Origin of the sequence: Bartonella sp. B10834G3 (assembly GCF_016102505.1) — a bacterium.
Classification (GTDB): Bacteria; Pseudomonadota; Alphaproteobacteria; order Rhizobiales; family Rhizobiaceae; genus Bartonella; species Bartonella choladocola.
The window spans coordinates 15,184-39,345 of record NZ_JACFOM010000005.1; the positions used below are offsets into that span (position 1 = coordinate 15,184).

Below are 24,162 nucleotides of genomic sequence, written 5' to 3' on the forward strand. Positions count from 1 at the left end.
ACCTCAATAAAGGAAATAGCGCTGTGCCATCGGAAGTATCTTTGCCGGTTCGCAGGTTAATAATTCACCATCTGCGCGCACTTCATAAGTTTCAGGGTCAACGTCGATATGCGGCGTTGCAGAATTGAGTTTCATGGATTTTTTGGAAATTGTGCGGGTGTTTTTGACGGCAACGAGTTCCTTTTCAAGCCCTAGCTTTTCGGCTAGCCCATTATCAATGGCGGCTTTGCTCGTAAAGGTGAGAGATGTGTGTTTGACAGCCTTTCCGAGAGCGCCGAACATTGGCCGGAAGTGAACCGGTTGCGGTGTTGCAATAGATGCATTGGGGTCACCCATGGGTGCCGCCACGATCATTCCGCCAAGCAAAACCATATCCGGTTTTACACCGAAAAAGGCGGGCGACCAGATGACAATATCGGCACGTTTACCGGTTTCTATCGAACCGGTGACATGACCGATTCCTTGTGCAATGGCCGGATTGATTGTGTATTTTGCAATGTAGCGTTTCACGCGCTCATTATCGTTGAACCCGCTATCTTTTCCCAAATAACCACGTTGTTTTTTCATTTTATCGGCAGTCTGCCAGGTGCGGATAATGACTTCTCCGACACGTCCCATCGCCTGACTATCCGACGAGATAATAGAAAAAGCACCGAGATCATGCAGAATATCTTCGGCCGCGATTGTTTCCTTGCGTATGCGACTTTCGGCAAAGGCGACATCTTCGGGTATTTTTGCCGACAAGTGGTGACAGACCATGAGCATATCGAGATGTTCGGCAATGGTGTTTTCCGTATAGGGGCGTGTCGGGTTGGTGGAGGCAGGCAATACATTTTCAAACCCGCAAACACGGATAATATCGGGAGCATGCCCCCCGCCGGCACCTTCTGTATGGAAGGCGTGGATTGTCCGGCCTTTGAATGCCGCGATTGTATCTTCGACAAAACCCGCTTCATTCAATGTATCGGTGTGGATCATAACCTGCACGTCATAATCATCGGCAACGCTCAAACAATTGTCGATTGCCGCCGGAGTCGACCCCCAATCTTCATGAAGTTTGAGCGAAGAAGCACCGGCATTGACCATTTCGATCAAAGCAGCAGGGGAAGACGAATTGCCTTTACCGGCAAGGCCGATATTCATTGGCAAGCTGTCTACCGCTTGTATCATGCGCGCCAAGTGCCAAGGGCCCGGTGTGCAGGTGGTCGCAAGCGTTCCGTGCGCGGGCCCCGTGCCACCGCCAAACATGGTTGTAACGCCGGAATAAAGTGCTTCGTTGACCTGCTGGGGGCAAATAAAATGAATGTGTGAATCAATTCCGCCAGCGGTTACAATTTTTCCCTCCGCCGCAATAATTTCGGTTGCAGGACCAATGATAATATCGACATTTGGTTGAATATCGGGATTGCCTGCTTTACCGATTTTTTCGATAAGACCGTCTTTCAAACCGATATCGGCTTTGTAGATGCCGGTATAATCGACAATAAGGGCATTGGTGATAACTGTATCCATAGCCCCTTGTTCACGTGAATACTGGCTTTGTCCCATCCCGTCGCGGATAACTTTACCGCCACCGAATTTGACTTCCTCGCCATAAGTTGTCTTGTCATCTTCGACAGTTACAAAAAGGTCTGTATCGGCAAGGCGGATATGGTCACCTTTTGTAGGCCCGAACATTTGCGCATAAGCAGCACGCGAGATTTTGTGGCTCATTAAAGATCCCCCTGAATTTTTGCACGAAAACCGAAAATGCGACGTTTTCCCGCTAATGGTATGAGGAAAACATCTTTTTCCTGTCCGGGTTCAAACCGGACTGCTGTACCGGCCGGAATATCAAGGCGCATTCCACGGGCTTTTTCGCGGTCGAATTGAAGGGCAGGATTGGCTTCATAAAAATGATAATGTGATCCCACTTGAATAGGGCGGTCGCCGCTATTGCCGACTTTGAGTTTTATCGCGCTACGGCCGGCATTCATTTCAATATCGCCTGCCTCTGTAATCATTTCTCCGGGAACCATCATATTTCTTTCCGATTGTTAGAACGGGTGGCGGGAATTCGACGTCATGCGGCAGCAAATGCCAGATAAAGCCCTGCAAGAGTGGTCGCAACGCCGCCGATTCTGATTGCGGTTGCGCCATTTGACTGGCCAAAAATTTTGCCTGCTCCCAAGCCGATTGTAATACCGACGCCGTGAAGCAATGCTGTGGCAATAGAAAAACCGGTTCCGTAAGCATAGGCTTCCGAATTTTCGAGTTCGAGACCATGCGCATAACCATGAAAAACAGCAAAAGCACCGACGACGAGCATGGCGGGCATAATGGGAAGATGAACGGCCATTGCCGCAAAGAGCCCCATTGCAATAACGGAAGCAAGAATGACCGGTTCGACATAAGGTAGGGCAATGCCCTTTGTGGCAAGCCAAAAACCGATTGCCATACACACAACAAAACTTGCCGGAACTGCGAGGATCGATTTTCCACCGAGTTGAGCTGCCCATAGGCCGACTGCAACCATAACAAGAATATGATCGAATCCGGTTAACGGGTGTAAAAAGCCGCTTGTAAAAGAGCTATGGTCATGTGGAACACCGGTAAGGTGGGCAAAAGCCGGTGTCGATGTTAAAATCATCAAAGCTGTTATGATTGTCGATTTTGACAAGAGTTTCATGAGAGTTCCCCTAAGTTTTATATTTTTCAATTGTCAGGCTTAACGGATCGGATGGTGGACAGTGACAAGTTTTGTCCCGTCGGGAAATGTTGCTTCAACCTGAATGTCTTCAATCATTTCAGGAATGCCTTCCATGACCTGATCGCGGCGCAATACATAAGCGCCCTGTTCCATGAGATCGGCAACGGTGCGGCCATCGCGCGCACCTTCCACGACAAAATCGCTAATCAGTGCAACAGCTTCCGGATGATTGAGCTTCACTCCCCGTTCAAGTCGTTTGCGAGCAACCATTGCTGCCATCGAGATCAACAATTTGTCCTTTTCTCTTTCGGTAAGTATCATTATTCACCCATAGTTAAATTGACCAAAATTTCGGCACATCTGCACCTTTTGTTAGCAGTTTTACCAAAGGAGCAAGTTTTTCCCTCAAAGAATAGGAGTCCTTTTCAATCATCCTTGCAAGAAACTTGCCATTCCACGCAGAGACCCCTCCGGATTGTCCGATAATCTCTCTCGCAGCCGCTTCGTGCCTCTGATAATCATCGGCAATGTAGAGAATTGTGGCAATGGCCTGATTGGCGTTGAAAATTGCAGGGCGGGTTGATTGCTGTAAAATATTGCCATTGATTTTAAAGGCTTCAAAATGGACAAGCTCATCGCAAAAACGCACCTGCCACTCGTCATCAATAAAGCCGTTGACAACTTTCTCTCCCATTAATTTCCGGCCGAAAACAAAAGCTTCTACCAGAAGAAGAGCCGCACCTTCTTCCATCTCGACGGTGATTTTGCGTTTTAATGCGCCACGATTGAAAAAAATTGTCTCCTGCGGGAGCCAGAACAATGTCGAGTTTTTTCTTAAATTTAGCGAAATATCGATCTCGGCCGGCATACCATCAAGCGAGCGATATATTTTTTCGGCGGCTTGTGTGGTGATGGTTGCTTTTGTTTTTTCACCGAGTTCGCATTTCCAGAAAAGCTTGTCGCCGCCGGTCAAACCGCCTGCCGTATTGATTTGCACAGCCTCGAAATGGTTGTCGGAATAAAGCGGAAAACGTAATTTCAACGAGCCGGATTGATAAAGTTTTTCCAAAGATGACCGTTGATCTTTATAAACCGTGCTGAACGAAGCGCAGCCTTCCATGCGCTGCATTACGGCTTTTTTTAAAGATGAATTTTGCAAATGATTGCCATCCCCGAGTTTTGATGAAATTATTGTTCTTCTCACCGCTATATGACAGCAGTTTTTCTATAAAACGCAATTTTTATCTTGAACTTGAAGTGACCAACTTGTTGAAAACAGCTATTTGGAAATAACCTCGGTTACATCATAAACTTTGGTCGATTGTGTTTCGGGCGTATGCATCATGGTGACAACCCAATGGATGCGACGAGTATTCAATGGTAAATCCATTGAAATTCCGCCCCCCGTACTGTCGGCACCAGGGTCAGAAAAGCCATAAGGATCACGTCCGTAATTAATGCCGAAAGTCGGCATTTTTGAAGTTTGTGCACCTTCGGACGTGTCATTGATTGTAAAATAACGATAGCCGCGACGTTCTGCCGTAAAAGCGGCACGCCTCAGAACATCGGCCGGAATGCCAACTTCATTTGTCGGGCGGGTGTTGAATTCGTAAATATTATCGGGTGATTTGAGCTTGGGAACCGATTGGCAACCGCTTAAAAACAACAGCGGAATGATTATAAGGCTTAAACTTTTTTTCCAATGCAATTGTTTCATTCTGTGCCCTTCCCGTTTGAAAGCCCATCATAGTTTTATTAGTCCTTTCCGACAAGAATGATTATCGTTATCTGATAGGCTAACGTTTTTTGAAAGAGAGGTGAATCATGTTTGTCGTGATGGGGGCAACTGGCCATATCGGTTCGGAGCTCGCTAAGAATCTGCTTCGTTCGGGGAGGGATGTGACAGTGGTAACCCGTTCCGGAAAACGCGCTGAAAACCTTGTCAAGCTTGGTGCGCAACTTGCGGAAATTGATATTTCCGACGATCGTTTGTTCCATGAGGTTTTGAAGCAGGCGAGCGGCGTTTATATCCTTAATCCCCCAGCCAATCCTGTTTATGATGTTGATCTTGAAGAGCGCAGAACAATTGCTGCGATGATGCGCGCACTCGAAAACACCAATCTTGAAAAAGTCATTGTGCAGTCGACTTATGGAGCTCAGAGAGGTGACCATATCGGAGATTTAGGCAGCCTTTATTTATTGGAAGAAAAAGTTAAAGAGATTTATCCGGAAGCGCTGATTGTTCGTGCAGGCTTTTATATGTCCAATTGGGATTTTGCTCTCAACGAAATTATCAAAAAAGGATGTTTGACCACTATTTATCCCTCCCATTCTATCATTCCAATGGTCGCTCCCCGCGATATTGCCGATTATCTGACAAGGCTTGTCGAATGTGGAAAGGCTGGCATTCATTATGTTGAAGGGCCGGAACGTTACACGGTTCAAGATGTCGCATCCGCTTTTGAAACGGCACTCGGAAAACCGGTAAAACTTAGAGGAGTGAAGAGGGAAGATATTGAAAATTATTATCTTTCCCTTTCTTTCTCGAAATCAAGTGCAATGTCATTTACAGCGATGGCGTTAAAGACAATAAGTGGTGATTGGCCGCCATTGAATAAAATAGAGAGAGGAAAAATAACACTTCAACAATACATTGAAAAACTCTGTCTAAAAGCGGCTCAGATTAAATAATTTGTGATAATCTATTTTTTTACTTGTGTTGAAAGTGCCTTTCGGATAATCACGTCAGCGGGCCACCTCTTCCCAACGAGAGGCGAGCTATCTGAAAGGGTAGAATATTATGACAAATCTAAACGAGCCGGGCGTGCGCCCGAACAATCCCAATTTCTCTTCTGGTCCCTGTGCAAAGCGTCCCGGTTGGACGGTTGAAGCGCTTGCTGATGCGCCGGTTGGCCGTTCACATCGTGCAAAAATTGGTAAAGCCAAGCTGGCAGAGGCAATCAACCTCACCCGCGAAGTGCTGGAAGTTCCTGCAAATTATCGTATCGGCATTGTTCCAGCATCCGATACCGGTGCTGTTGAAATGGCACTGTGGTCACTGCTTGGAGCACGTGGCGTTGACATGCTGGCATGGGAAAGCTTCGGTTCGGGCTGGGTAACAGATGTTGTCAAACAATTGAAATTGACCGATGTGCGCAAGTTGGAAGCGCCTTACGGTGAATTACCGGATTTGACCAAAGTCGATTTTGATCGTGATGTTGTTTTCACATGGAATGGAACAACCTCCGGCGTGCGCGTTCCTAATGCCGATTTTATTCCGGCTGATCGTAAAGGGCTTACGATTTGCGACGCAACATCGGCTGCATTTGCACAAAATCTCGATTTCTCGAAACTTGATGTTGTAACATTCTCCTGGCAAAAAGTGCTGGGTGGCGAGGGTGCACACGGTGTGCTTATTCTGGGGCCACGTGCGGTAGAACGTCTTGAAACCTATACGCCCGCATGGCCGCTGCCAAAAATTTTCCGCATGACAAAAGGTGGAAAACTCATTGAAGGTATTTTCGAGGGCGCAACAATCAATACGCCATCTATGCTTTGTGTCGAGGATTACCTTGATGCATTGAAATGGGCAAAGTCGATTGGCGGTCTGAAAACTTTGATGAAACGGGCTGACGAGAATTTTGCTGTCCTTGACAAATTCGTTGCCAAAACGCCGTGGATCGAATTTCTGGCGAAAGAACCGGCGACCCGCTCGAACACTTCCGTGTGCTTCAAAATTGTCGATCCGGCTGTGGCTAAACTTGATGCCGACAAGCAGGCGGCATTTGCCAAGGCTATTGTCAACCGTCTGGAAAAAGCCGGTGTTGCCCATGACATAGGGGCCTATCGCGATGCACCGTCAGGTTTGCGTATCTGGGCTGGTGCCACAATCGAGGCCGCCGATCTTCAGGCATTGACGGAATGGCTCGACTGGGCTTTCAAGGCTGAAAAAGCAGCTCTTTAAAAATTAAGATTCCCTTGTAGCGGCTTGTTTCAAGGCCGCTCTTTCCCCCATTTTACAAAATTTTTGGAGGCCATAATGGCACCTCGTGTACTCGTATCTGATAAATTATCCCCGACCGCTGTCCAGATTTTCAAAGATCGCGGCGTTGAGGTCGATTACAAACCGGAACTCGGTAAAGACAAAGAAAAGCTTCTCGAAGTTATTGGCCAATATGATGGTTTGGCTATCCGTTCGGCAACCAAAGTAACGGAAAAACTTATTGCCGCTGCGAAAAACCTGAAAGTTGTCGGTCGTGCCGGTATCGGCGTTGACAATGTTGATATTCCGGCCGCTTCACGGCGCGGTATTATCGTTATGAATACGCCATTCGGCAATTCGATCACAACCGCAGAACATGCCATTGCATTGATGTTTGCTGTTGCCCGTGAATTGCCCGCCGCCGATAAATCGACCAAGGCTGGTAAATGGGAAAAAAGCCGCTTTATGGGGGTTGAAATCACCGGCAAAACTCTCGGCATTATCGGCTGTGGCAATATCGGTTCGATTGTTGCAACCCGCGGTGTCGGCTTGAAGATGAAGGTGATTGCCTATGACCCGTTCCTTTCGGATGCCCGTGCCAAAGAACTCGGAGTCGAAAAGGTCGAATTGGACGATTTGTTGAAGCGCGCCGATTTTATTACATTACACACACCACTCACCGATAAGACACGCCATATCATCAATGCCGAAACGATCGCCAAGATGAAGAAAGGCGTAAGACTTATCAATTGTGCACGCGGTGCGCTGGTTGTCGAAAAAGATCTTGTTGACGCTTTGAAGTCGGGCAAAATTGCAGGTGCTGCGGTTGACGTTTATGAAGTCGAGCCACCGGCTGCCGATGATCCTCTCTTCAGCCTTGATAATGTCGTTTGTACGCCGCACCTCGGTGCGTCAACAACCGAGGCACAGGAAAACGTTGCTATTCAGGTTGCCGAACAAATGTCGGATTATCTTATCAATGGTGCCGTTAGCAATGCAATCAATATGCCTTCAATTACGGCAGAAGAAGCACCGCGCTTGAAGCCGTTTGTCAAACTTGCCGAAGTTCTTGGTGCATTTGTTGGCCAATCAACCGAGGAAGATATCAAGGAAGTCGAGATTCTGTTTGACGGTTCAACCGCTACCATGAATACGCGTGCGCTCATCAGTGCCGCATTGGCCGGTCTCATCCGCCCGCAACTTGCCGATGTCAACATGGTATCGGCACCGGTTCTCGTTAAAGAACGCGGTATTATTCTTTCCGAGGTCAAGCGCGATAAATCCGGTATTTTTGACGGCTATATCAAACTCACAGTCAAAACATCGAAGCGCACACGTTCCATTGCCGGAACCTGCTTTGTTGACGGCAAGCCGCGCTTTATCCAGATCAAGGGTATCAATCTTGATGCCGAGGTCGGCCCGCATATGCTCTATATCACCAATACCGACACACCGGGAATTATCGGTACAATCGGTACAATTTGCGGGAAATCCGGCGTGAATATCGCAAACTTCGCTCTGGGACGTAATGAACCGGGTGGTGACGCGATTGCGCTTCTTTATCTTGATGCTCGTATTCCCGATCAAGTGCTTGATGAATTGCGCAAGATAAAGGGTATCAAACACACCCAACCTCTGGAATTCGATGTCGCTAACGGTTGATTGAACCGTGAAATATTGGCGTCCAATGAAAGAAAGCGATCTGGCAGGTGTCTGCCGGATCGCTTTAATTTGTCATCCGGATTTTCCGGAAGAGGATGCGGTGCTTGAAGAAAAATTCAATCTTTCTCCTTCTTCATGCTTTGTACTTTCTGACGAAAATCCTGCCTCCGGAAACATTTCAGACTTGAGCCCGGTCTCCCGAACAAGTGCAATCTATGGTTATTGCCTTGCCCATCCTTTTAAAACCAATTCCATTCCTGCTCTTGACCGGCTGCTTCATAAACTTCCGGAAAAATGTGATACGCTCTATATTCACGATCTTGCTTTATTGCCCGAAGCGCAAGGCGGGGGAAATGGCAAAAAAGCGGTTGAACTTCTGGTCGCTGTCGCTGAGCGGGAAGAACTCGAAACACTTTCCCTTGTTGCTGTTCATGGGTCACAAGTCTTTTGGCAAAAGAACGGGTTTAAAACGGTTGATGTGTCAAAGGAAATGAAACAAAAATTGCTGACTTATAGCGAAGACGCCAGTTATATGACACGTAATATCTGAATTTGCATTTCCTTTCCGGAAGACAGGTGATGTTGAGGAGCGGCTATCGGCTTTGCCCAATCAACCTATCTAACAATTACGCTCTCTTATTTCTATGAAACGGAATTTGCCAAAACGAAAACTCTGACGATTGTTCAACAAAATGCAAACGTTGTGAAATCGTATAGTCGTCGGTTTTCCGATATTCGGGATGATAATCTCGATTCACTCTTCAGAGTGTTAAGGCTTTCATCATTATTGTGAATTGCTATTCCAAATGCCGGATGGTTATTCTTTTGATGCAACGAATTTTTGCAATGAATTGCATTTCTCCCGCCATTATCAGCTTCGTTGGGAAATCGGGTTATTTTATCAAAAGAGCACGCAGGTCTTTTTGTGAGCTTGATGAATGCGGTGCTTTAGAAAAATTGTCGGGAAGGAATGAAGTGGAACGACGGGGAGAACCGCCCAAAAAGCCGACATATTGAAGGCGCAAGATTTGCATTAAAAACGATAATGCGATGCGCCGAACTTCGCATGTAAGACAACCAATGACCCGAAGCCGTTAGAGACAATTTGGTAAATTGATAACCGGTTAAAATCCCGCGCCATTTGGCAACTTGAAATAACACGAAGAAGGCGGCCATCCTGATTGTTTGAAGGGGTGATTATTCTCTCTGCTATAGGCCGATGTGTCCGGTTATTCATATCAATCAAGAATATAAATAGGCCTTGATGACAATCAGGTTTTGCACACAACATAGATATGTTCTGTACATATCACAGAAGACAAATGAAAAGCAGCAACGGTGTGTAGAAAACGGTCATATAAAACGCTCCTATCAAGAAGCGTTCATGGGGTACAAAAAACGCGCTGAATCAGAATAAATCCAGCGCGTATATTTTTTAAAGTCTATAACGACTTATTTTTCGGCATGGGCATGTTGTTTGCGTTCTCCCACCATTTCGATGGCAAGAAGCAATACAGAGATAACGCCACCACCGATCATGAGGAGGAAACCACCGTTCCAGCCGAAATAATCGACAGTGTAACCGACGATCGCGCTAGCAGCAACCGAACCGCCAAGATAACCGAAAAGACCTGTGAAACCGGCAGCCGTACCGGCAGCTTTCTTCGGCGCCAATTCGAGAGCGTGAAGACCGATCAGCATAACCGGCCCGTAAATCAGGAAGCCGATAACGATCATGCAGATCATGTCGACATTGGGATGTCCTTCGGGGTTGAGCCAGTAAATAACAGTGGCAATGGTCACCAATGTCATGAAGAAAACACCGGTTGCACCACGATTGCCCTTGAATACCTTATCAGACATCCAGCCGCACAGAAGTGTGCCGGGAATACCTGCATATTCATAGAAGAAATACGCCCAGGAAGACTGGTCAACGGCAAAATGCTTGACTTCCTTCAGGTAAGTCGGTGACCAGTCAAGAACGCCATAACGCAAGAGGTAAACAAAGACATTTGCAAAAGCGATATACCAGAGAAGCTTGTTGGGCAAAACATATTGGGTGAAGATCTGCTTTGTGGTGAGCTCGACTTCGTTCTTTTCCGAATAGTTTTCCGGATAGTCGTTTTTATATTCTTCAATTGGCGGTAAACCACATGATTGCGGTGTATCGCGCATCATTGCAAAGGCGAAAATTGCCACCAGAATGGCCGCAAAAGCCGGCATATAAAAGGCTGCGTGCCAGTCATTGAACCAGGCCATACCAAGCATGAACAGAATTGGCGGAAGACCACCGCCGACATTATGTGCACAGTTCCATAAGGAAACGATGCTCCCGCGTTCCTTTTGTGACCACCAATGCACCATTGTGCGTCCGCAGGGAGGCCAACCCATTCCCTGAAACCAGCCGCAAATAAACAACAGCACGAACATGACAGCAATGCTGGATGTAGCCCAAGGGACAAAGCCCATAATCAGCATGACAACAGACGCGAGAATCAAACCGACGGGGAGAAAAACACGCGGGTTGGAACGGTCGGATACCGCTCCCATAATAAATTTTGAAATGCCGTAAGCTATAGAGACAGCCGATAGCGCAAAACCCAGATCACCACGTGTAAAGCCTTGCTCGACCAGCGAAGGCATTGCCAGAGCAAAGTTTTTACGTACGAGATAATAGGCGGCGTAACCGAAGAATATCCCAAGGAAAATCTGCCAACGCAGACGACGATAAAGCGGGTCGATTTCCGCTTCGGGTACACGCGGCTTGTTAGGCGCGTGTTGAAAAATGTTTAGCATGAACTGCCTCCCATAGATATCGACAGAACGCAACCTGAAAAAATTTGGCGTTTCATGCGCAAATCGGTGAAATTTCCACCGCAAGGACAAGAAAACGTCGCATAGCTGTTACATTCCAATGATAATATGATCCAATTTGTGCACAGTAACACGTTATGTTTTCGTTGTGAGTTCAATTAATTTCAATATTGAACAATCCACAATTAAATACGAATAAATGGTTAAGACGAAAAAGACAATGTTAACCGGCGGCATTCGTTTTTAAAAAGAAACACCAAACAACATTGAATGCCAAGGCAATAGATGACTAACCAATTGTTTTTAAAAAATAATTTTTTTTAAATAATTTAAATTTTTTCATTTCTTTTTAAATAAACAAATTAAATAAACAAATGTTTTTGTCGTCTTTTTTGGCTTTTGACTGCACTATTTTTGACCTCGTATTTTGCCGATTAAATAATTTATAAATCAAAAAAATCATTAAAAACAATAGGATAATAAAACTTTTTTGTGTCGTCCTACAATTATCACCGATTGTTGAACAATGTTCAGTTTTTTAGCCTGTGCAAGCGCGCAAAAATACCCTTTTCAAAAATTTTTTAACAGTGAAACCGCAGTTTTGAAAAATATTGTCCCAATAGGGAACAATTGAACAGGGAATCACTAAAGTTACGTCATTTATAATTTAAATCGATTTAAAAAGATTGAAAGAATAAAACGGTCTTCATAGCCGGTCTTCTTTATCAGATGGAAAGTTTCATATCACCACGGTTAAAAAGGCCACTATTACCAGCAGGCGCGAAGAGGCGGGTATCATCGGGTAATGCAGAAGGAGCGGTGTTAAAGGGCGATACAGAACAAGTGGTGTTACGGGTGAAACAGAAGATGCAGCGTTATAAAGCAAGAAAGAATGAACGATTTTTTGCTCTTAAAAAATCGAATGGAATTCCGTGATGGGCGTTTACGGGTGTTGAAGCGGCGAGGTTTAAAAGAAAAGCAGAAACGGGAACGGAAAAACGGACCGAATGAAAATGTGAGGATAGGTTAAGGGGAGGGAAAAACAAAACCGTGGATGGATGGAGTTGGGCGTCACCAGTTAGACGCAGACGCGGATAGCTTGAGTTAGACTGCGATAGATAGACATAGATAAACAACGGCGCGGATAGTGGAACAAAGAGGGATGCAGCCACGGATGGAAAGACGTAGATTGATAACAGCGCGGTTAGAAGAACAAAGACGCGGTTATCCGGATATATAGACAAAAAGAGTGGATGGAGGAGAAGCCGTCGCCGTCAGATAGATGCCGACGCGGATAGCTGGATTTAGGCTGCGATAGATGGACAAGGAGGCCGAAAGAGGGACAAAGAGGCGGAGACAAGACAGCAGCCACGGATAGAAAGACGTAGATTGATAACAGCGCGGTTAGAAGAACAAAGACGCGGTTATCCGGATATATAGACAAAAAGCGTAGATGGAGGAGAAGCCGTCGCCGTCAGATAGATGCCGACGCGGATAGCTGGATTTAGGCTGCGATAGACGGACAAGGAGGCGGAAAGAGGGACAAAGAGGCGGAGACAAGACAGCAGCCACGGATAAGATAACGGCACGGATAGCGGAACAAAGACGCAGAAAGGAGGAAGCAGATAGAGGGACGAAGGCGCGGATAGAGGGACAAAAGAGGGGATAGAGGGAGAAAATCGAGGAAATAAGGAGGACGATGTCGGGTTATCTTTTCGGCTTTTCCTGTTTTTCTCCCTGATAAAAAATCACGGGCTTAAAAAGCGGTTCTAGCAAACCCGATTTTTAAGCGGAATCAATATGGGGCGATTATCCGGAATAATTCATTCTCCGACATAATTTTCCGGCATAAAAGTACAAAATTTTTTGGCGTAAAAGCACAAAAGAGGAGTCGCACTCGCCAATAGAGTTCGGTATAAGAAAACCGTTTATTTCTGAAGGAAGGTAAAAGAACCTTCACATAGGACGGAGAAAATTATGGCCAATGTAGTGGTTGTCGGCGCACAATGGGGCGACGAAGGAAAAGGCAAGATTGTTGACTGGTTATCCGAGCGTGCAGATGTTGTTGTACGCTATCAAGGCGGACACAACGCCGGACATACATTGGTTATAGATGGAACAAGTTACAAGTTGTCACTTTTCCCGTCGGGCGTTGTTCGTGGAAAACTGTCAATTATCGGCAATGGCGTTGTTGTTGATCCGCACCATTTTGTTGAAGAGCTGAAAAAACTCAGAGATCAGGGGATTAAAATTACACCTGACAATTTGCGTATTGCTGAAAATGCACCGCTCATTCTTTCGCTTCATCGCGATCTTGATGCAGCGCGTGAGGATGCCACATCGAGTCTCAAAATCGGTACGACAAAACGCGGCATCGGTCCGGCCTATGAAGATAAGGTCGGCCGTCGGTCCATTCGCGTGATGGATCTTGCAGAACCTGATACTTTGATGGCGAAAATCGAACGTCTGCTTGCCCACCACAATCCGCTTCGCCGCGGCATGGGAAAACCTGAAATCGACCCGAAAACACTTTATGACGAACTGATGGAAGTCGCCGCCGACATTCTTCCCTTTATGGATCGCACATGGAAGTTGCTTGATGAACAGCGTCGCGCCGGTTCGCGCATTCTTTTTGAAGGCGCCCAGGGCGCGCTTCTTGATAACGATTTCGGCACATATCCATATGTGACTTCATCCAATACGATTGCCGGTCAGGCTGCGACAGGATCGGGCATGGGGCCGGGGGCAATCAACTATGTTCTGGGAATTGCCAAGGCTTATACCACGCGCGTTGGTGAAGGCCCGTTTCCGACCGAACAGAAAAATGAAGCAGGCGAATATCTCGGAACACACGGACATGAATATGGCGTTGTAACCGGACGCAAGCGTCGTTGTGGATGGTTTGATGCGGTATTGTTGCGCCAGATGATTGCTGTTTGCGGCATTAACGGCATTGCTTTGACAAAGCTTGATGTTCTTGACGGGCTTGACGAGATCAAATTGTGCGTCGGCTATGAGCTTGATGGCAAAAAGATCGACTATATGCCTTCCTCCATGGGCGCACAGACCCGCCTGAAACCTATTTACGAGACAATGGAAGGCTGGAAAGAAACCACTGCCGGCGCAAGAAGCTGGGCAGAATTGCCTGCAAAAGCCGTAAAATATGTTCGTCATATTGAAGAATTGATCGGTGCTCCGGTAGCACTTTTGTCAACGAGTCCGGAACGCTTGGATACAATTCTTGTGACGGATCCGTTTGAAGACAGGTAAAATGACGTTATTTTTCTTGACTTTATGCGAAGATGTCAGAAATTGACGATTGTTTTATAAGGCTATATTTATTTAGTCTCAAAATATAAGCTTACCGGATAGAGTTGTTTAAGAACAATATTGGTCAACAATCGGTAGCAACCGACCGATTAATCGGTTGCCGGTTGTTGTAAATATGAGAAAGCAAAAAACCGATGGCGAATTTCGCAGGTTTATTGAAAAAGACGATCGACGCTCAGGAAAATCCCACACCACAGTTGCGGGCGCGGGTTTATGCCCGCGCACGTGAAACGGTCGAGCGGAAACTTGCCGAGACCAATGTTCCTCAAAACGTTGCTGAAGCACAAATGAAAGCACTTGATGATGCTATCAAAAGTGTTGAAGCCGACTATGTCGCGGTTGAACAGGAATTGCTTTCTACCATCATGGTAAGGAAACCGGATGAACATTCACCGGCACCTGATACCGATTTTGCAAAACCGGCAATAAACAATCCGGAAATCGAAAAAAATATAACGTCAGCACACCCGTTTCCGTTTTCGCATGAAAATGCGGGCAATGATGTCCACGGGCAGGTTCCTGAACGTTTGGAACGGGAAGAACAGTCTGCCGCTTCTCTAACAAATCATGAAAGAGAAATTCCGGTCGGGGGGGCTGATAACCGGTTTTATGCTTCACGAGGAGAAGCCCATCATGAAAGCAGAAATGAAAATAAAGAACATGTGAGCCATAGGGAAACACCCGTTGCTTCCGGCGAAGCCGTTTCCCGAAATAGTGAAATCCCGTCGTCAGGGTCGGGTAAACAGGAAGAAGCGTACAGCAGGTCGGAAGACGCTTCCACTGTGGCAGCACAACAACCCGACAATTATCGCGCCTATAAAACAGTGCCGGATGCCGAACCGGTCAACATGGAAGCCATTATTGCGGCTGAAAAAGAGGCTTTGGAAGAACAAGCCGAAAAAGAACAACAATCGGCGAAAGCCTTGGGCAATAATCAACAAAATGGCGATTATGATATTGTTTCGGATATTTTTGTGCAAGCTGCCCGCCGTACGGAACGTCGTGCTGCGCGAAAGCGGGCGATTGTGATCGGTCTGTCAAGTGCAGCAGTCATTATTGTGGTGGCCGGTGTTCTTTTGACAGCCTGGAGTTTCCTTTCAGGCAAAGACAAATCACATGAAGCGGAAAAACATGTTGCCGGAAACAGTGTGAGCGAACAACCCAAAGAAAAATTCACACAGCGATTGCTGGAGGATGGCAGCGAAGTTGATGAAGGCCCTGCGAAAGCGGCAGCCAAACCGGGCGAAGGCACGTCAACATCGGCTGGCACAACCGGAACCGCAAACCAGCAGGAACAAGCCGGAGAGGCAACATTCTATCAGGCGCGCACCTATCAGAAGGACGAAAAAGTCGAGACAGGTACAGTTCAATGGTCTTTGGTCAAGGACAAAGCCAATGCGCAAAATCCGGAAGAACTTGCGGTGCGCGGCAATGTTACAATTCCCGACGAGAAATTATCTTTAAGGTTGACGATCCGGCGCAATACGGATCCGTCATTACCTGCTGCCTATCTTATTGAAGCTATTTTTATTGTCCCCGATGATTTTGAAGGCAAGGCAATCGACAATGTTCATGAATTGACATTCAAGGATAGCGAACAGGCTCCCGGACAACAGTTGACTGGAACAGTCGAGGCGAAGATCGACGATGATTTCTTCCTCTTTGCATTAAGTGGTGCCAATCCGTTCAGGGATCGCAACTTGCAACTTATGAAGCAATTGGGGTGGATCCGGCTGGTTATTACCGACAAAAACAGCCGTATTTCGGAATTGACTTTTTCCAAAGGACCAAATGGTGAAACTATTTTCAATCAGGTTATCGATAGCTGGTTGAACCAGAACAACAAGCCTACCCTCTACGATCAGAAGCAGAATTCTACCACTAAAAATACCGATAATCAGGGAGGTGAGGAAGGCGGAAATGGTGGAGTTGCGCCACAGGGCAATTCCGGTGAAAACAGCGAAACCGGTCATAATGGGGAAGGTAATCCTGATAGTCAGTCGCAGGATAATCAATCGAATTTGAATATTGAAGGAACAAATAGCGGTAAGACACCGGATAACGGTGAGGCAACCGATGGAGGGGAAGAGGATACCGAATAATATCTTCTATTCGTTTTCCTCTTAATCCCGACATCCAGCTCAATTCTTCATGGCCTGTCGGCAAACAATTGACCTTACAGTTCACTCTTCCGGCAATTGGTAGAAAGCAAAGAAAAGACAATAACCGGATGCGGGCGATAAAATTCCGGTTACAGCTTTAAGAATGGCAATAGTATCTTTTGCTGTTGCTTTCACGATGATTGGTTCACTCCCGTCACGGCTGAACATTAAAAACAGAAAGGCTCTTGCGAGCCTTTTTGATTTGCCGGATCGAGAGGAAATTCTACCGTTTTTATTCTTATTGCTTTAAAAGCGAAATCAAAAAGCTTGAAACGCTGTTCAAGCCATTTTACTTCGCAGTTGCCGATGCAATTTTCTTTTGTGTGGTCGGTAAAAGCGCATGTTTTTGGGCAATAGCTTCTGCTTTGACTGCGTTTTGCACTTTTTCAAAAGCACGCACTTCAATTTGACGAACACGCTCACGGCTAATTCCGAACTCGGTCGAAAGCTCTTCCAGAGTGACAGGATCATCGGACAGACGGCGGGCTTTAAAAATCTTTTTTTCACGATCGTTCAGGCTATCCATAGCCTTTTCCAACATGGCACGGCGATTTTCAAGCTCGTCCTCTTCGATCAATAGCTGTTCCTGGCTTCTTGAATCATCAACCAGCCAATCCTGCCATTCTCCGCTTTCACCTTCGCTGGCACGGATCGGTGCATTCAACGATGTGTCGCCCGACAGACGACGGTTCATCGAGATGACATCATCCTCGCTGACATTGAGGCGGGTTGCAATTTCTTTCACTTGTTCAGGATTGAGGTCTCCATCGTCCAGAGCCTGAATTTTGCTTTTGACTTTTCTTAAATTGAAAAACAGCCGCTTCTGATTGGCGGTGGTGCCCATTTTAACAAGGCTCCACGAGCGTAAAACATATTCCTGAATGGAAGCCTTGATCCACCACATAGCATAAGTGGCAAGTCTGAAACCGCGTTCCGGCTCGAAACGTTTGACAGCCTGCATCAGGCCGACATTCCCCTCGGAAATAACCTCGCCGATCGGTAACCCGTAACCACGATAACCCATTGCAATTTTCGCAACGAGTCTTAAATGACTGGTAACAAGTTTATGTGCTGCCTTCGGGTCGTTATGCTCGCGATAGCGCTTTGCAAGCATATATTCTTCCTGCGGCTCCAGCATAGGAAACCTGCGTATCTCTTCCAGATACCGGGCAAGTCCCCCATCACCGTTGGCAACTGATGGTAAATTTGTCTGGGCCATAAAGCACCCTCCTTTAGCGCGTTCTCCCGTCATAGGCGAAAACGAAAAATATCCTTTTAGAATAGGATGTAACAAGCATATTACACCTTCTATATGGCCTTTTTAAGAAACAAGCAGATGTCAGGTTGACGTTCCATCAAACAAACCCGCCAAAGCCAGAATAGTTTCACCTAAATTTCCGAAATGCCCCGATAAGGTCGAGCATATCAGTTGGCAGGCCACTCGTAAAGCGCATGATTTTCCCGCTGGATGGATGTTCAAAGGCAAGTGTCGCGGCATGAAGAGCCTGTCGCGGGAAAGTGCTGACAATTGCTTTCAATTCTTCGGGTAATATGTTGGCTTTGGTTTTGAAAGCACCACCATAAACCTGATCGCCGACCAAAGGGTGGCCGATGTGGGCCATATGCACACGGATCTGGTGTGTGCGGCCTGTTTCCAAACGGCATTCGATCAGACTTGCAATCGCTTCTTTTTCATTGTTGCCCCCGAATGTTTCTATGACCCTATAATGCGTAATCGCATGGCGGGCATCCATCTGTGTTGGCGAGACAACAGCTCTTTTCGTGCGATCACGCGATGAACGTCCAAGATAGGTGTCAACCACGCCGGTTTGTCGCTCGAAAGCACCCCAAACGACAGCCTGATAGCTCCGCTCAAGCGCACCCTGTCGGCCATGGTCGGCAAATTGGCGGCTCAGCATATTATGGGCATGGTCATTTTTGGCGACCACCATGACCCCGCTCGTATCCTTGTCCAGCCGGTGAACAATTCCGGGGCGTTTCACGCCACCAATACCCGAAAGCGAAGAGCCGCAATGGTGAATGAGAGCATTGACCATTGTTCCCGTCTCGTTCCCGTTGCCGGGATGGACAACAAGGCCTACAGGCTTGTCGATAACTATAAGATCGTCATCCTCATAGAGAATATCAAGATCTATTGCTTCACCTTGTGGGCGCGCAGCAACCGGTTCCGGCAAAGAAAACTCGATTGAATCGCCACTTTTCAATCTGGTTTTCGGCTCCAGAACCGGAATCCGATTAATTTTCAATTGTCCTTCGCGAATGAGTGCCTGAAGGCGCGAACGCGACATTTCCTGACATTTTTTTGCCAGCCATTGGTCGACACGTTGGCCTTCGGCTGTATCGTCACTTACCAGTCTGATCAAATTTTATCCTGCTCATATGCGAAAGTCGTCATTTGCATTTCCGGCAAAAAGTCATCTCCTTCTTGCCGGAAACAGTCACTTTATTTTACCATTCCGAGATGGCTTTGGTATCAAGAAATTGCTTGATTCCCCAGATACTACCTTCACGGGCATGGCCGGAATATTTGACACCACCGAAGAAGCTTTCCTTCGGCAAGCTCAAACCGTTGACTTCAACCATGCCGGAACGCAATGCTGTGGCAATACGGTGGCATTTTTCCTTGTCTCCGGATTGGACATAGTTGGTCAGCCCATAATCCGTGTCATTGGCCATCGCTATGGCTTCTTCTTCACTGTCAAAAGGAATCATCGACAGAACCGGCCCAAAAATTTCCTCACGGAAAATTCTCATATCCGGTTTGACATCGGCAAAAACGGTCGGGCGGACAAAATAGCCGTGCTTGAAACCGTCAGCCAAGCCCGTTCCACCGGCAAGAAGCGTTGCACCTTCGTCGATACCCGATTGGATAAGGCCCTGGATTTTTTCAAACTGGGCTTTGGATACAACCGGTCCGAGATGGTTCCCGTGTTCGCTTGCCACAGCAAGTTTGACGTTATTCGCTACTTCTTTCGCCGTTTTTTTGGCTTTTTCATAAATGGAATGCTCGACAAACATACGTGTTGGTGCATTGCAACTTTGTCCGCTATTGTTGAAGCACGCTAGAACGCTCCATTTGACAGCATCTTCACGGGCATCGGCAAAAACCAGATTGGCACCTTTACCACCAAGCTCCAGATCAACATGTTTTAATGTGTCGGCTGCATTTTTGGAAATTGCTTTGCCAACGCGGGTCGAACCGGTAAAGCTTATCATTGCAATGTCAGGATGTCCGGAAAGACATGTTCCAACACCGGCACCATCACCATTGACGAGATTGAACACGCCCTTGGGAAGACCCGCCTCATCAATAATATCGGCATATAATAGGCCGGAAAGCGGAGCAATTTCAGACGGCTTCAAAACCATCGTACAACCGGCAAGCAATGCCGGAATAACCTTCAGGTTGATCAGGTTCATTGGCCAATTCCATGGTGTAATGAGACCGACGACCCCGACTGGTTCATATTGAAGCGCGCTATCCTTGTGACCTTTGACAAGTTCTGTCTCAAACGAAAAATGCTTAAAGCTATCAATAAAGCCTTCGATAAAGTAAGCGCCGCCTCCGACTTGTTGTTCCAAGGCCATATCAATGGGGGCACCCATTTCGGTTGAAATGGCTTTTGCCATTTCACCTCTGCGCCGGTTATAGATGGCCAATATTTTTTCAACAAAAGTCAAACGTTTTTGCGGGTCGGTGTGCTTCCATCCCTCAAAGGCTGCTTTTGCAGCTGCAACTGCACGATCGACATCCTTTGACGTGCCATTGCTGATGACAGCACAAGCTTCTTCCGTGGACGGGTCAATTACTTTGAGGTCATGGGCCTCGGCTGGTTCAACCCAGGCGCCATTTATATAAAATTTGCGTTTATCTAACATATTTATCCTTTTAAGGCCCACTCAGGGCAATATCTTATCGGCTTTCCTTTTCCCGAAGCCCCAAGACATCCACATTGGAAAAACGTCTGTCGTTCAAAAAAATAGAAGAGCCGGTATTTCCGTGCAAACGGCTTTTTAAAAAATACGATTGCTCCTATTATTTAGACTGCGATCATAGCTATTAAAGTGTTGTCGTTTGTTTTTTAAAAAAGCCGCGAGAAGACAAGATACAAGAAAGCCCCGTTAAAACACTATAAATACGGTAAATTTTTAACGGCCTTATAAGCCGAACGACCTTTTAAAGAGGGGCTATATCGGAAAGCGAAAAACCAGAGGGGGGAACCACCGCATTGGCGATTGTTTCTGTCTCGTTGCTCTTGCCGGAATGGATAACAAGGCCTTTCTGTTGATAACTATAAAATCATCAGTTTCATCGAACATATCAAGGTCTGTTGCTTCGCCTTGCAAGCGTGCGGTAATTAGCTTCGGTAAGCCTAACTTCGATGATATTACCATTTTTCAATATGGTTTCCGGTTTTGGTTTTCAATCGGGTTTTTGTCCCTAAAACCAGATTTTGATTGATCTTCAACTGCTTTTCGCGAATGAGTGCCTGAAGGCGCGAACGCGACATTTCCTGACATTTTTTTGCCAGCCATTGGTCGACACGTTGGCCTTCGGCCGAGTCATCACTTACCAGTCTGATCAAATTTTATCCTGCTCATATGCGAAAGTCGTAAATTTGCATTTCCGGCAAAAAGTCATCGCCTTCTTGCCGGAAACAATCATTTTATTTTACCATTCCGAGATGGCTTTGGTATCAAGAAATTCTGTAATTCCCCAGATGCCACCTTCGCGGGCATGGCCGGAATATTTGACACCACCGAAATAGCTTCCCTTCGGCAAGGTCAAACCGTTGACTTCAACCATGCCGGAACGCAATGCTGTGGCAACGCGGTGGCATCTTTCCTTGTCTTCGGATTGGACATAGTTGGTCAGGCCATAATCTGTATCATTGGCCATCGCTATGGCTTCTTCTTCGCTGTCAAAAGGAATCATCGACAGAACCGGCCCGAAAATTTCCTCGCGGAAAATTCTCATATTCGGTGTGACATCGGCAAAAACAGTCGGGCGAACAAAATAGCCGTGATTGATGCCTTCGGGCAAACCCGTTCCGCCAGCAAGAAGTGTTGCACCTTCGTCGATACCCGACTGGATAAGGCCTTGGATTTTTTCAAACTGGGCTTTGGATACAACCGGTCCCAGATGGTTACCGTGTTCGCTTGCCACAGCAAGTTTGACATTATTTGCTACTTCTTTCGCCGTTTTTTTGGCTTTTTCATAAATCGAACGCTCGACAAACATACGGGTCGGTGCATTGCAGCTCTGGCCGCTATTATTGAAACACCTTAAAACACTCCATTTGACAGCATTTTCACGGGCATCGGCAAAAACCAGATTGGCGCCTTTGCCTCCAAGCTCCAGCCCCACACGTTTCAATGTGTCGGCGGCATTTTTGGAAATTGCCTTGCCTGCGCGGGTAGAGCCGGTAAAGCTTATCATTGCAATGTCAGGATGGCCGGAAAGACGTGTACCGACACCCGCACCATCGCCGTTGACAAGGTTGAACACACCCTTCGGAACCCCTGCCTGATCGATGATGTCGGCAAAAAGCAAAGCGGAAAGAGGTGCAATTTCCGACGGCTTCAAAACCATGGTACAACCGGCAAGCAATGCCGGAATGACCTTCAAAGTAATCTGGTTCATTGGCCAGTTCCATGGCGTAATGAGACCGACGACGCCGATAGGCTCATATTGTAAAGCACTATCTTTATGACCTTTGACAAGTTCGGACTGGAATGAAAAATGTAAAAAACTGTCGATAAATGTTTCAATATGGCGACCGCCTGCACCGACCTGCTGTTCAATAGCCATATCGATAGGCGCACCCATTTCGGTCGAAATTGCCTTTGCCATCTCGCCTTTGCGCTGGTTATAGATGGCCAATATCTTTTCGACAAAAGTCAAACGTTTTTGCGGGTCGGTGTGTTTCCACCCTTCAAAGGCTGCTTTTGCTGCTTCGACGGCCCGATCGGCATCCTTTTCGGTGCCATTGCTGATGACAGCACAAACTTCTTCGGTTGAAGGATCAATGACCTCCAAATCGCGTGCTTCAACCGGTTCCACCCATGCACCATTTATATAGAATTTGCGTTTATCCAACATAGTTTATCCCTTCAAGTCCTCGCCAACTCGTTTATATCCGTTTCACCTCTATCCAAAGCGATAAGACGCTGATGTCGGCAAAACTTTTATGTTAAAAATATGCCATTCCGGTATGTGCGAACAAACCGGCTTTTTGAAAATTCCGGTTTTTGAAAAATCAAGCCGGTTTGTAGGAAACCCAATTTTTCAGAATTATCGGTGTCAGACAAGCACAAAACCGGACAAGTCCAAAAATGCGCTTATTTAAACCTTAACGTCCTGAAATCCGTTTTCATAAAATCCATGCCTGCAATTTCCGGATTTTCAATTTCCGGTTTTTGGCAAGATCTATTTTCCGGTTGTCGGGCCTGTTCCGGTTGTCGGGCCTGTTCCGTTTGTCGGGCTTGTTATTATCCTGTTCTCACAACTTGATACGGGAATTTCCATATTTGCAGTTCGGTTTGCGTCGATAAATTTGACGTAATAGGAATTGATCGTCAAATCAAAATATCGTTGATTGGTTTTACGGTAGGGAAGCGCCTGTTCGGCCTTGAGAATTCGGCAATATTGGCCGAGATTTTTATTGAGATAACTGTTGGCATAGGCCTCAAGATCGTCTTTTGTGGAACCTTCGGCAAGAGGCTCGTTCGTTTTCAAAGTCAGCGTAAGCGAATGCGCGCGCACTTTAACATGGGTCAAGGTTACAACGTCGAACTTCAGCACGCTGTGTTTGAATTGCCGATCAAGCTGTTTTTGGCGTTGGGCAAGGTTGATTAATGGCTGGATCGGGCTTGGCCCTTCGGTCTGGAAAGCCATATAGGCACTCATTGCAAGAGCACCGGTGGCAATCACCATGAGTTTCTGTGGTACTTTCAGGAGCCTCATGACGATAGAGAACAATACCAACGCGATTATGAGTATCGTAACGACGATCTCGATACCGTGCAGGTCAAATGGCAATATATAGATCAGTTCTTCCATGGCTTGGTCATCGTCAATTTCATTCGGGCCGAATTATAAAACAGAATTCTTAATTATAAGATGATAACAGACGGAATATGCTTTTCCACACCTCACAGTTGAAAGGATATATCCACATCAAAAGTTCCTTCTTAAGCGGTCGGGTTGTTATTTTTAATTTATGTTATTATACTATACCCCTCATATATGTGATTTTGGTTGACGGTTATTGATCCGACCCTAATTTTTACGATAAACTTTATCGTTGTTGTGGGCAATTATCCAATCGTCTTTAGCCCTTTATCAAATTTTCGGTTTTGTTTGACGGAAGATTTGATTGAAGCGAATCTGTTTGTTTTTATTCGGGAAAAGGGCAAACCTCAACATCGTGAGATTTGGTAATGCAACGGTCTTCATTTGCGCGTCATTCGCACGCTTATTGATGAAGAGATATGTTTTG

General features: G+C 46.4%; 19 protein-coding genes. 6 read left to right on the forward strand and 13 right to left on the reverse strand.

All coding sequences use genetic code 11. The features are described 5' to 3' along the window. Positions 1-3: 3 nt before the first annotated feature. From ureC to H3S94_RS11140, 6 genes are all read right to left on the reverse strand, one after another. Complete coding sequence (ureC, locus tag H3S94_RS11115; protein WP_198231738.1) at positions 4-1,713, reverse strand: urease subunit alpha; 1,710 nt, start codon at positions 1,711-1,713, stop codon at positions 4-6. After that, positions 1,713-2,018 carry an urease subunit beta gene (locus H3S94_RS11120; RefSeq protein WP_198231746.1) on the reverse strand — a complete coding sequence of 102 codons (306 nt, stop codon included), beginning with the start codon at positions 2,016-2,018 and terminating at the stop codon, positions 1,713-1,715. Before H3S94_RS11120 ends, ureC begins: the two co-directional genes overlap by 1 nt. Positions 2,019-2,062: 44 nt before the next feature. Next, a complete protein-coding gene (locus tag H3S94_RS11125) occupies positions 2,063-2,668 on the reverse strand; it encodes a HupE/UreJ family protein (RefSeq protein WP_198231737.1) in 606 nt (201 codons plus the stop codon). Between the two features lie 39 nt (positions 2,669-2,707). Further along, a complete protein-coding gene (locus H3S94_RS11130) occupies positions 2,708-3,010 on the reverse strand; it encodes an urease subunit gamma (RefSeq protein ID WP_077993865.1) in 303 nt (100 codons plus the stop codon). A 13-nt stretch (positions 3,011-3,023) separates the two neighbouring features. After that, positions 3,024-3,818, reverse strand: a complete 795-nt coding sequence (locus H3S94_RS11135) for an urease accessory protein UreD (RefSeq protein ID WP_198241120.1) — start codon at positions 3,816-3,818, stop codon at positions 3,024-3,026. Between the two features lie 150 nt (positions 3,819-3,968). Next, on the reverse strand, positions 3,969-4,406 hold the full coding sequence (locus tag H3S94_RS11140; protein WP_198241121.1) for a hypothetical protein: 438 nt from the start codon (positions 4,404-4,406) through the stop codon (positions 3,969-3,971). Between the two features lie 107 nt (positions 4,407-4,513). On the opposite strand from H3S94_RS11140, the gene H3S94_RS11145 reads away from it, so the two are divergent. The 4 genes from H3S94_RS11145 to H3S94_RS11160 all read left to right on the forward strand — a co-directional run bounded on the left by H3S94_RS11145 (position 4,514) and on the right by H3S94_RS11160 (position 8,883). After that, positions 4,514-5,380, forward strand: a complete 867-nt coding sequence (locus H3S94_RS11145; protein ID WP_198241122.1) for an NmrA family NAD(P)-binding protein — start codon at positions 4,514-4,516, stop codon at positions 5,378-5,380. Positions 5,381-5,489: 109 nt separating this feature from the next. Next, positions 5,490-6,653: a phosphoserine transaminase gene (locus H3S94_RS11150; protein ID WP_198241123.1), complete on the forward strand. Its 1,164-nt coding sequence runs from the start codon at positions 5,490-5,492 to the stop codon at positions 6,651-6,653. Between the two features lie 75 nt (positions 6,654-6,728). Beyond that, positions 6,729-8,333 carry a phosphoglycerate dehydrogenase gene (serA, locus tag H3S94_RS11155; protein WP_077993856.1) on the forward strand — a complete coding sequence of 535 codons (1,605 nt, stop codon included), beginning with the start codon at positions 6,729-6,731 and terminating at the stop codon, positions 8,331-8,333. A gap of 25 nt (positions 8,334-8,358) precedes the next feature. Beyond that, positions 8,359-8,883, forward strand: coding sequence for a GNAT family N-acetyltransferase (locus H3S94_RS11160; protein ID WP_198241124.1), 525 nt, complete (start codon positions 8,359-8,361; stop codon positions 8,881-8,883). A gap of 902 nt (positions 8,884-9,785) precedes the next feature. On the opposite strand, the gene glpT is transcribed toward H3S94_RS11160, so the two are convergent. Then, positions 9,786-11,129, reverse strand: a complete 1,344-nt coding sequence (glpT, locus tag H3S94_RS11165) for a glycerol-3-phosphate transporter (protein ID WP_077993851.1) — start codon at positions 11,127-11,129, stop codon at positions 9,786-9,788. Positions 11,130-13,124: 1,995 nt separating this feature from the next. Here glpT and H3S94_RS11170 point away from each other — a divergent pair. After that, positions 13,125-14,417 carry an adenylosuccinate synthase gene (locus H3S94_RS11170; protein WP_077993850.1) on the forward strand — a complete coding sequence of 431 codons (1,293 nt, stop codon included), beginning with the start codon at positions 13,125-13,127 and terminating at the stop codon, positions 14,415-14,417. Between the two features lie 194 nt (positions 14,418-14,611). Next, the gene (locus H3S94_RS11175; protein ID WP_198241125.1) at positions 14,612-16,579 is read left to right on the forward strand and encodes a hypothetical protein; all 1,968 of its coding nucleotides are present in this window, start codon (positions 14,612-14,614) and stop codon (positions 16,577-16,579) included. A 349-nt stretch (positions 16,580-16,928) separates the two neighbouring features. Here H3S94_RS11175 and rpoH read toward each other — a convergent pair whose 3' ends face one another. The 6 genes from rpoH to H3S94_RS11205 all read right to left on the reverse strand — a co-directional run bounded on the left by rpoH (position 16,929) and on the right by H3S94_RS11205 (position 23,723). Beyond that, positions 16,929-17,858, reverse strand: coding sequence for an RNA polymerase sigma factor RpoH (gene rpoH / locus H3S94_RS11180; RefSeq protein ID WP_077993848.1), 930 nt, complete (start codon positions 17,856-17,858; stop codon positions 16,929-16,931). 166 nt (positions 17,859-18,024) lie between these two features. After that, positions 18,025-19,023 carry an RluA family pseudouridine synthase gene (locus tag H3S94_RS11185; protein ID WP_198241126.1) on the reverse strand — a complete coding sequence of 333 codons (999 nt, stop codon included), beginning with the start codon at positions 19,021-19,023 and terminating at the stop codon, positions 18,025-18,027. Between the two features lie 85 nt (positions 19,024-19,108). Further along, positions 19,109-20,539, reverse strand: a complete 1,431-nt coding sequence (locus H3S94_RS11190) for an aldehyde dehydrogenase family protein (RefSeq protein WP_198241127.1) — start codon at positions 20,537-20,539, stop codon at positions 19,109-19,111. A 509-nt stretch (positions 20,540-21,048) separates the two neighbouring features. Further along, positions 21,049-21,246: a hypothetical protein gene (locus H3S94_RS11195; protein ID WP_198241128.1), complete on the reverse strand. Its 198-nt coding sequence runs from the start codon at positions 21,244-21,246 to the stop codon at positions 21,049-21,051. Between the two features lie 86 nt (positions 21,247-21,332). Continuing rightward, positions 21,333-22,763, reverse strand: a complete 1,431-nt coding sequence (locus H3S94_RS11200; protein ID WP_077993846.1) for an aldehyde dehydrogenase family protein — start codon at positions 22,761-22,763, stop codon at positions 21,333-21,335. Positions 22,764-23,090: 327 nt separating this feature from the next. Continuing rightward, a complete protein-coding gene (locus H3S94_RS11205; RefSeq protein ID WP_198241129.1) occupies positions 23,091-23,723 on the reverse strand; it encodes a hypothetical protein in 633 nt (210 codons plus the stop codon). Between the last annotated feature and the right edge of the window lie 439 nt (positions 23,724-24,162).

What these genes read in the sequence shown, in the direction of transcription:
- ureC (WP_198231738.1), bottom strand. Translation starts at nt 1,713, where the DNA reads ATGAGCCACAAAATCTCGCGTGCTGCTTATGCGCAAATGTTCGGGCCT.
- H3S94_RS11120 (WP_198231746.1), bottom strand. Translation starts at nt 2,018, where the DNA reads ATGGTTCCCGGAGAAATGATTACAGAGGCAGGCGATATTGAAATGAAT.
- H3S94_RS11125 (WP_198231737.1), bottom strand. Translation starts at nt 2,668, where the DNA reads ATGAAACTCTTGTCAAAATCGACAATCATAACAGCTTTGATGATTTTA.
- H3S94_RS11130 (WP_077993865.1), bottom strand. Translation starts at nt 3,010, where the DNA reads ATGATACTTACCGAAAGAGAAAAGGACAAATTGTTGATCTCGATGGCA.
- H3S94_RS11135 (WP_198241120.1), bottom strand. Translation starts at nt 3,818, where the DNA reads ATGCAGCGCATGGAAGGCTGCGCTTCGTTCAGCACGGTTTATAAAGAT.
- H3S94_RS11140 (WP_198241121.1), bottom strand. Translation starts at nt 4,406, where the DNA reads ATGAAACAATTGCATTGGAAAAAAAGTTTAAGCCTTATAATCATTCCG.
- H3S94_RS11145 (WP_198241122.1), top strand. Translation starts at nt 4,514, where the DNA reads ATGTTTGTCGTGATGGGGGCAACTGGCCATATCGGTTCGGAGCTCGCT.
- H3S94_RS11150 (WP_198241123.1), top strand. Translation starts at nt 5,490, where the DNA reads ATGACAAATCTAAACGAGCCGGGCGTGCGCCCGAACAATCCCAATTTC.
- serA (WP_077993856.1), top strand. Translation starts at nt 6,729, where the DNA reads ATGGCACCTCGTGTACTCGTATCTGATAAATTATCCCCGACCGCTGTC.
- H3S94_RS11160 (WP_198241124.1), top strand. Translation starts at nt 8,359, where the DNA reads ATGAAAGAAAGCGATCTGGCAGGTGTCTGCCGGATCGCTTTAATTTGT.
- glpT (WP_077993851.1), bottom strand. Translation starts at nt 11,129, where the DNA reads ATGCTAAACATTTTTCAACACGCGCCTAACAAGCCGCGTGTACCCGAA.
- H3S94_RS11170 (WP_077993850.1), top strand. Translation starts at nt 13,125, where the DNA reads ATGGCCAATGTAGTGGTTGTCGGCGCACAATGGGGCGACGAAGGAAAA.
- H3S94_RS11175 (WP_198241125.1), top strand. Translation starts at nt 14,612, where the DNA reads ATGGCGAATTTCGCAGGTTTATTGAAAAAGACGATCGACGCTCAGGAA.
- rpoH (WP_077993848.1), bottom strand. Translation starts at nt 17,858, where the DNA reads ATGGCCCAGACAAATTTACCATCAGTTGCCAACGGTGATGGGGGACTT.
- H3S94_RS11190 (WP_198241127.1), bottom strand. Translation starts at nt 20,539, where the DNA reads ATGTTAGATAAACGCAAATTTTATATAAATGGCGCCTGGGTTGAACCA.
- H3S94_RS11200 (WP_077993846.1), bottom strand. Translation starts at nt 22,763, where the DNA reads ATGTTGGATAAACGCAAATTCTATATAAATGGTGCATGGGTGGAACCG.
- H3S94_RS11205 (WP_198241129.1), bottom strand. Translation starts at nt 23,723, where the DNA reads ATGGAAGAACTGATCTATATATTGCCATTTGACCTGCACGGTATCGAG.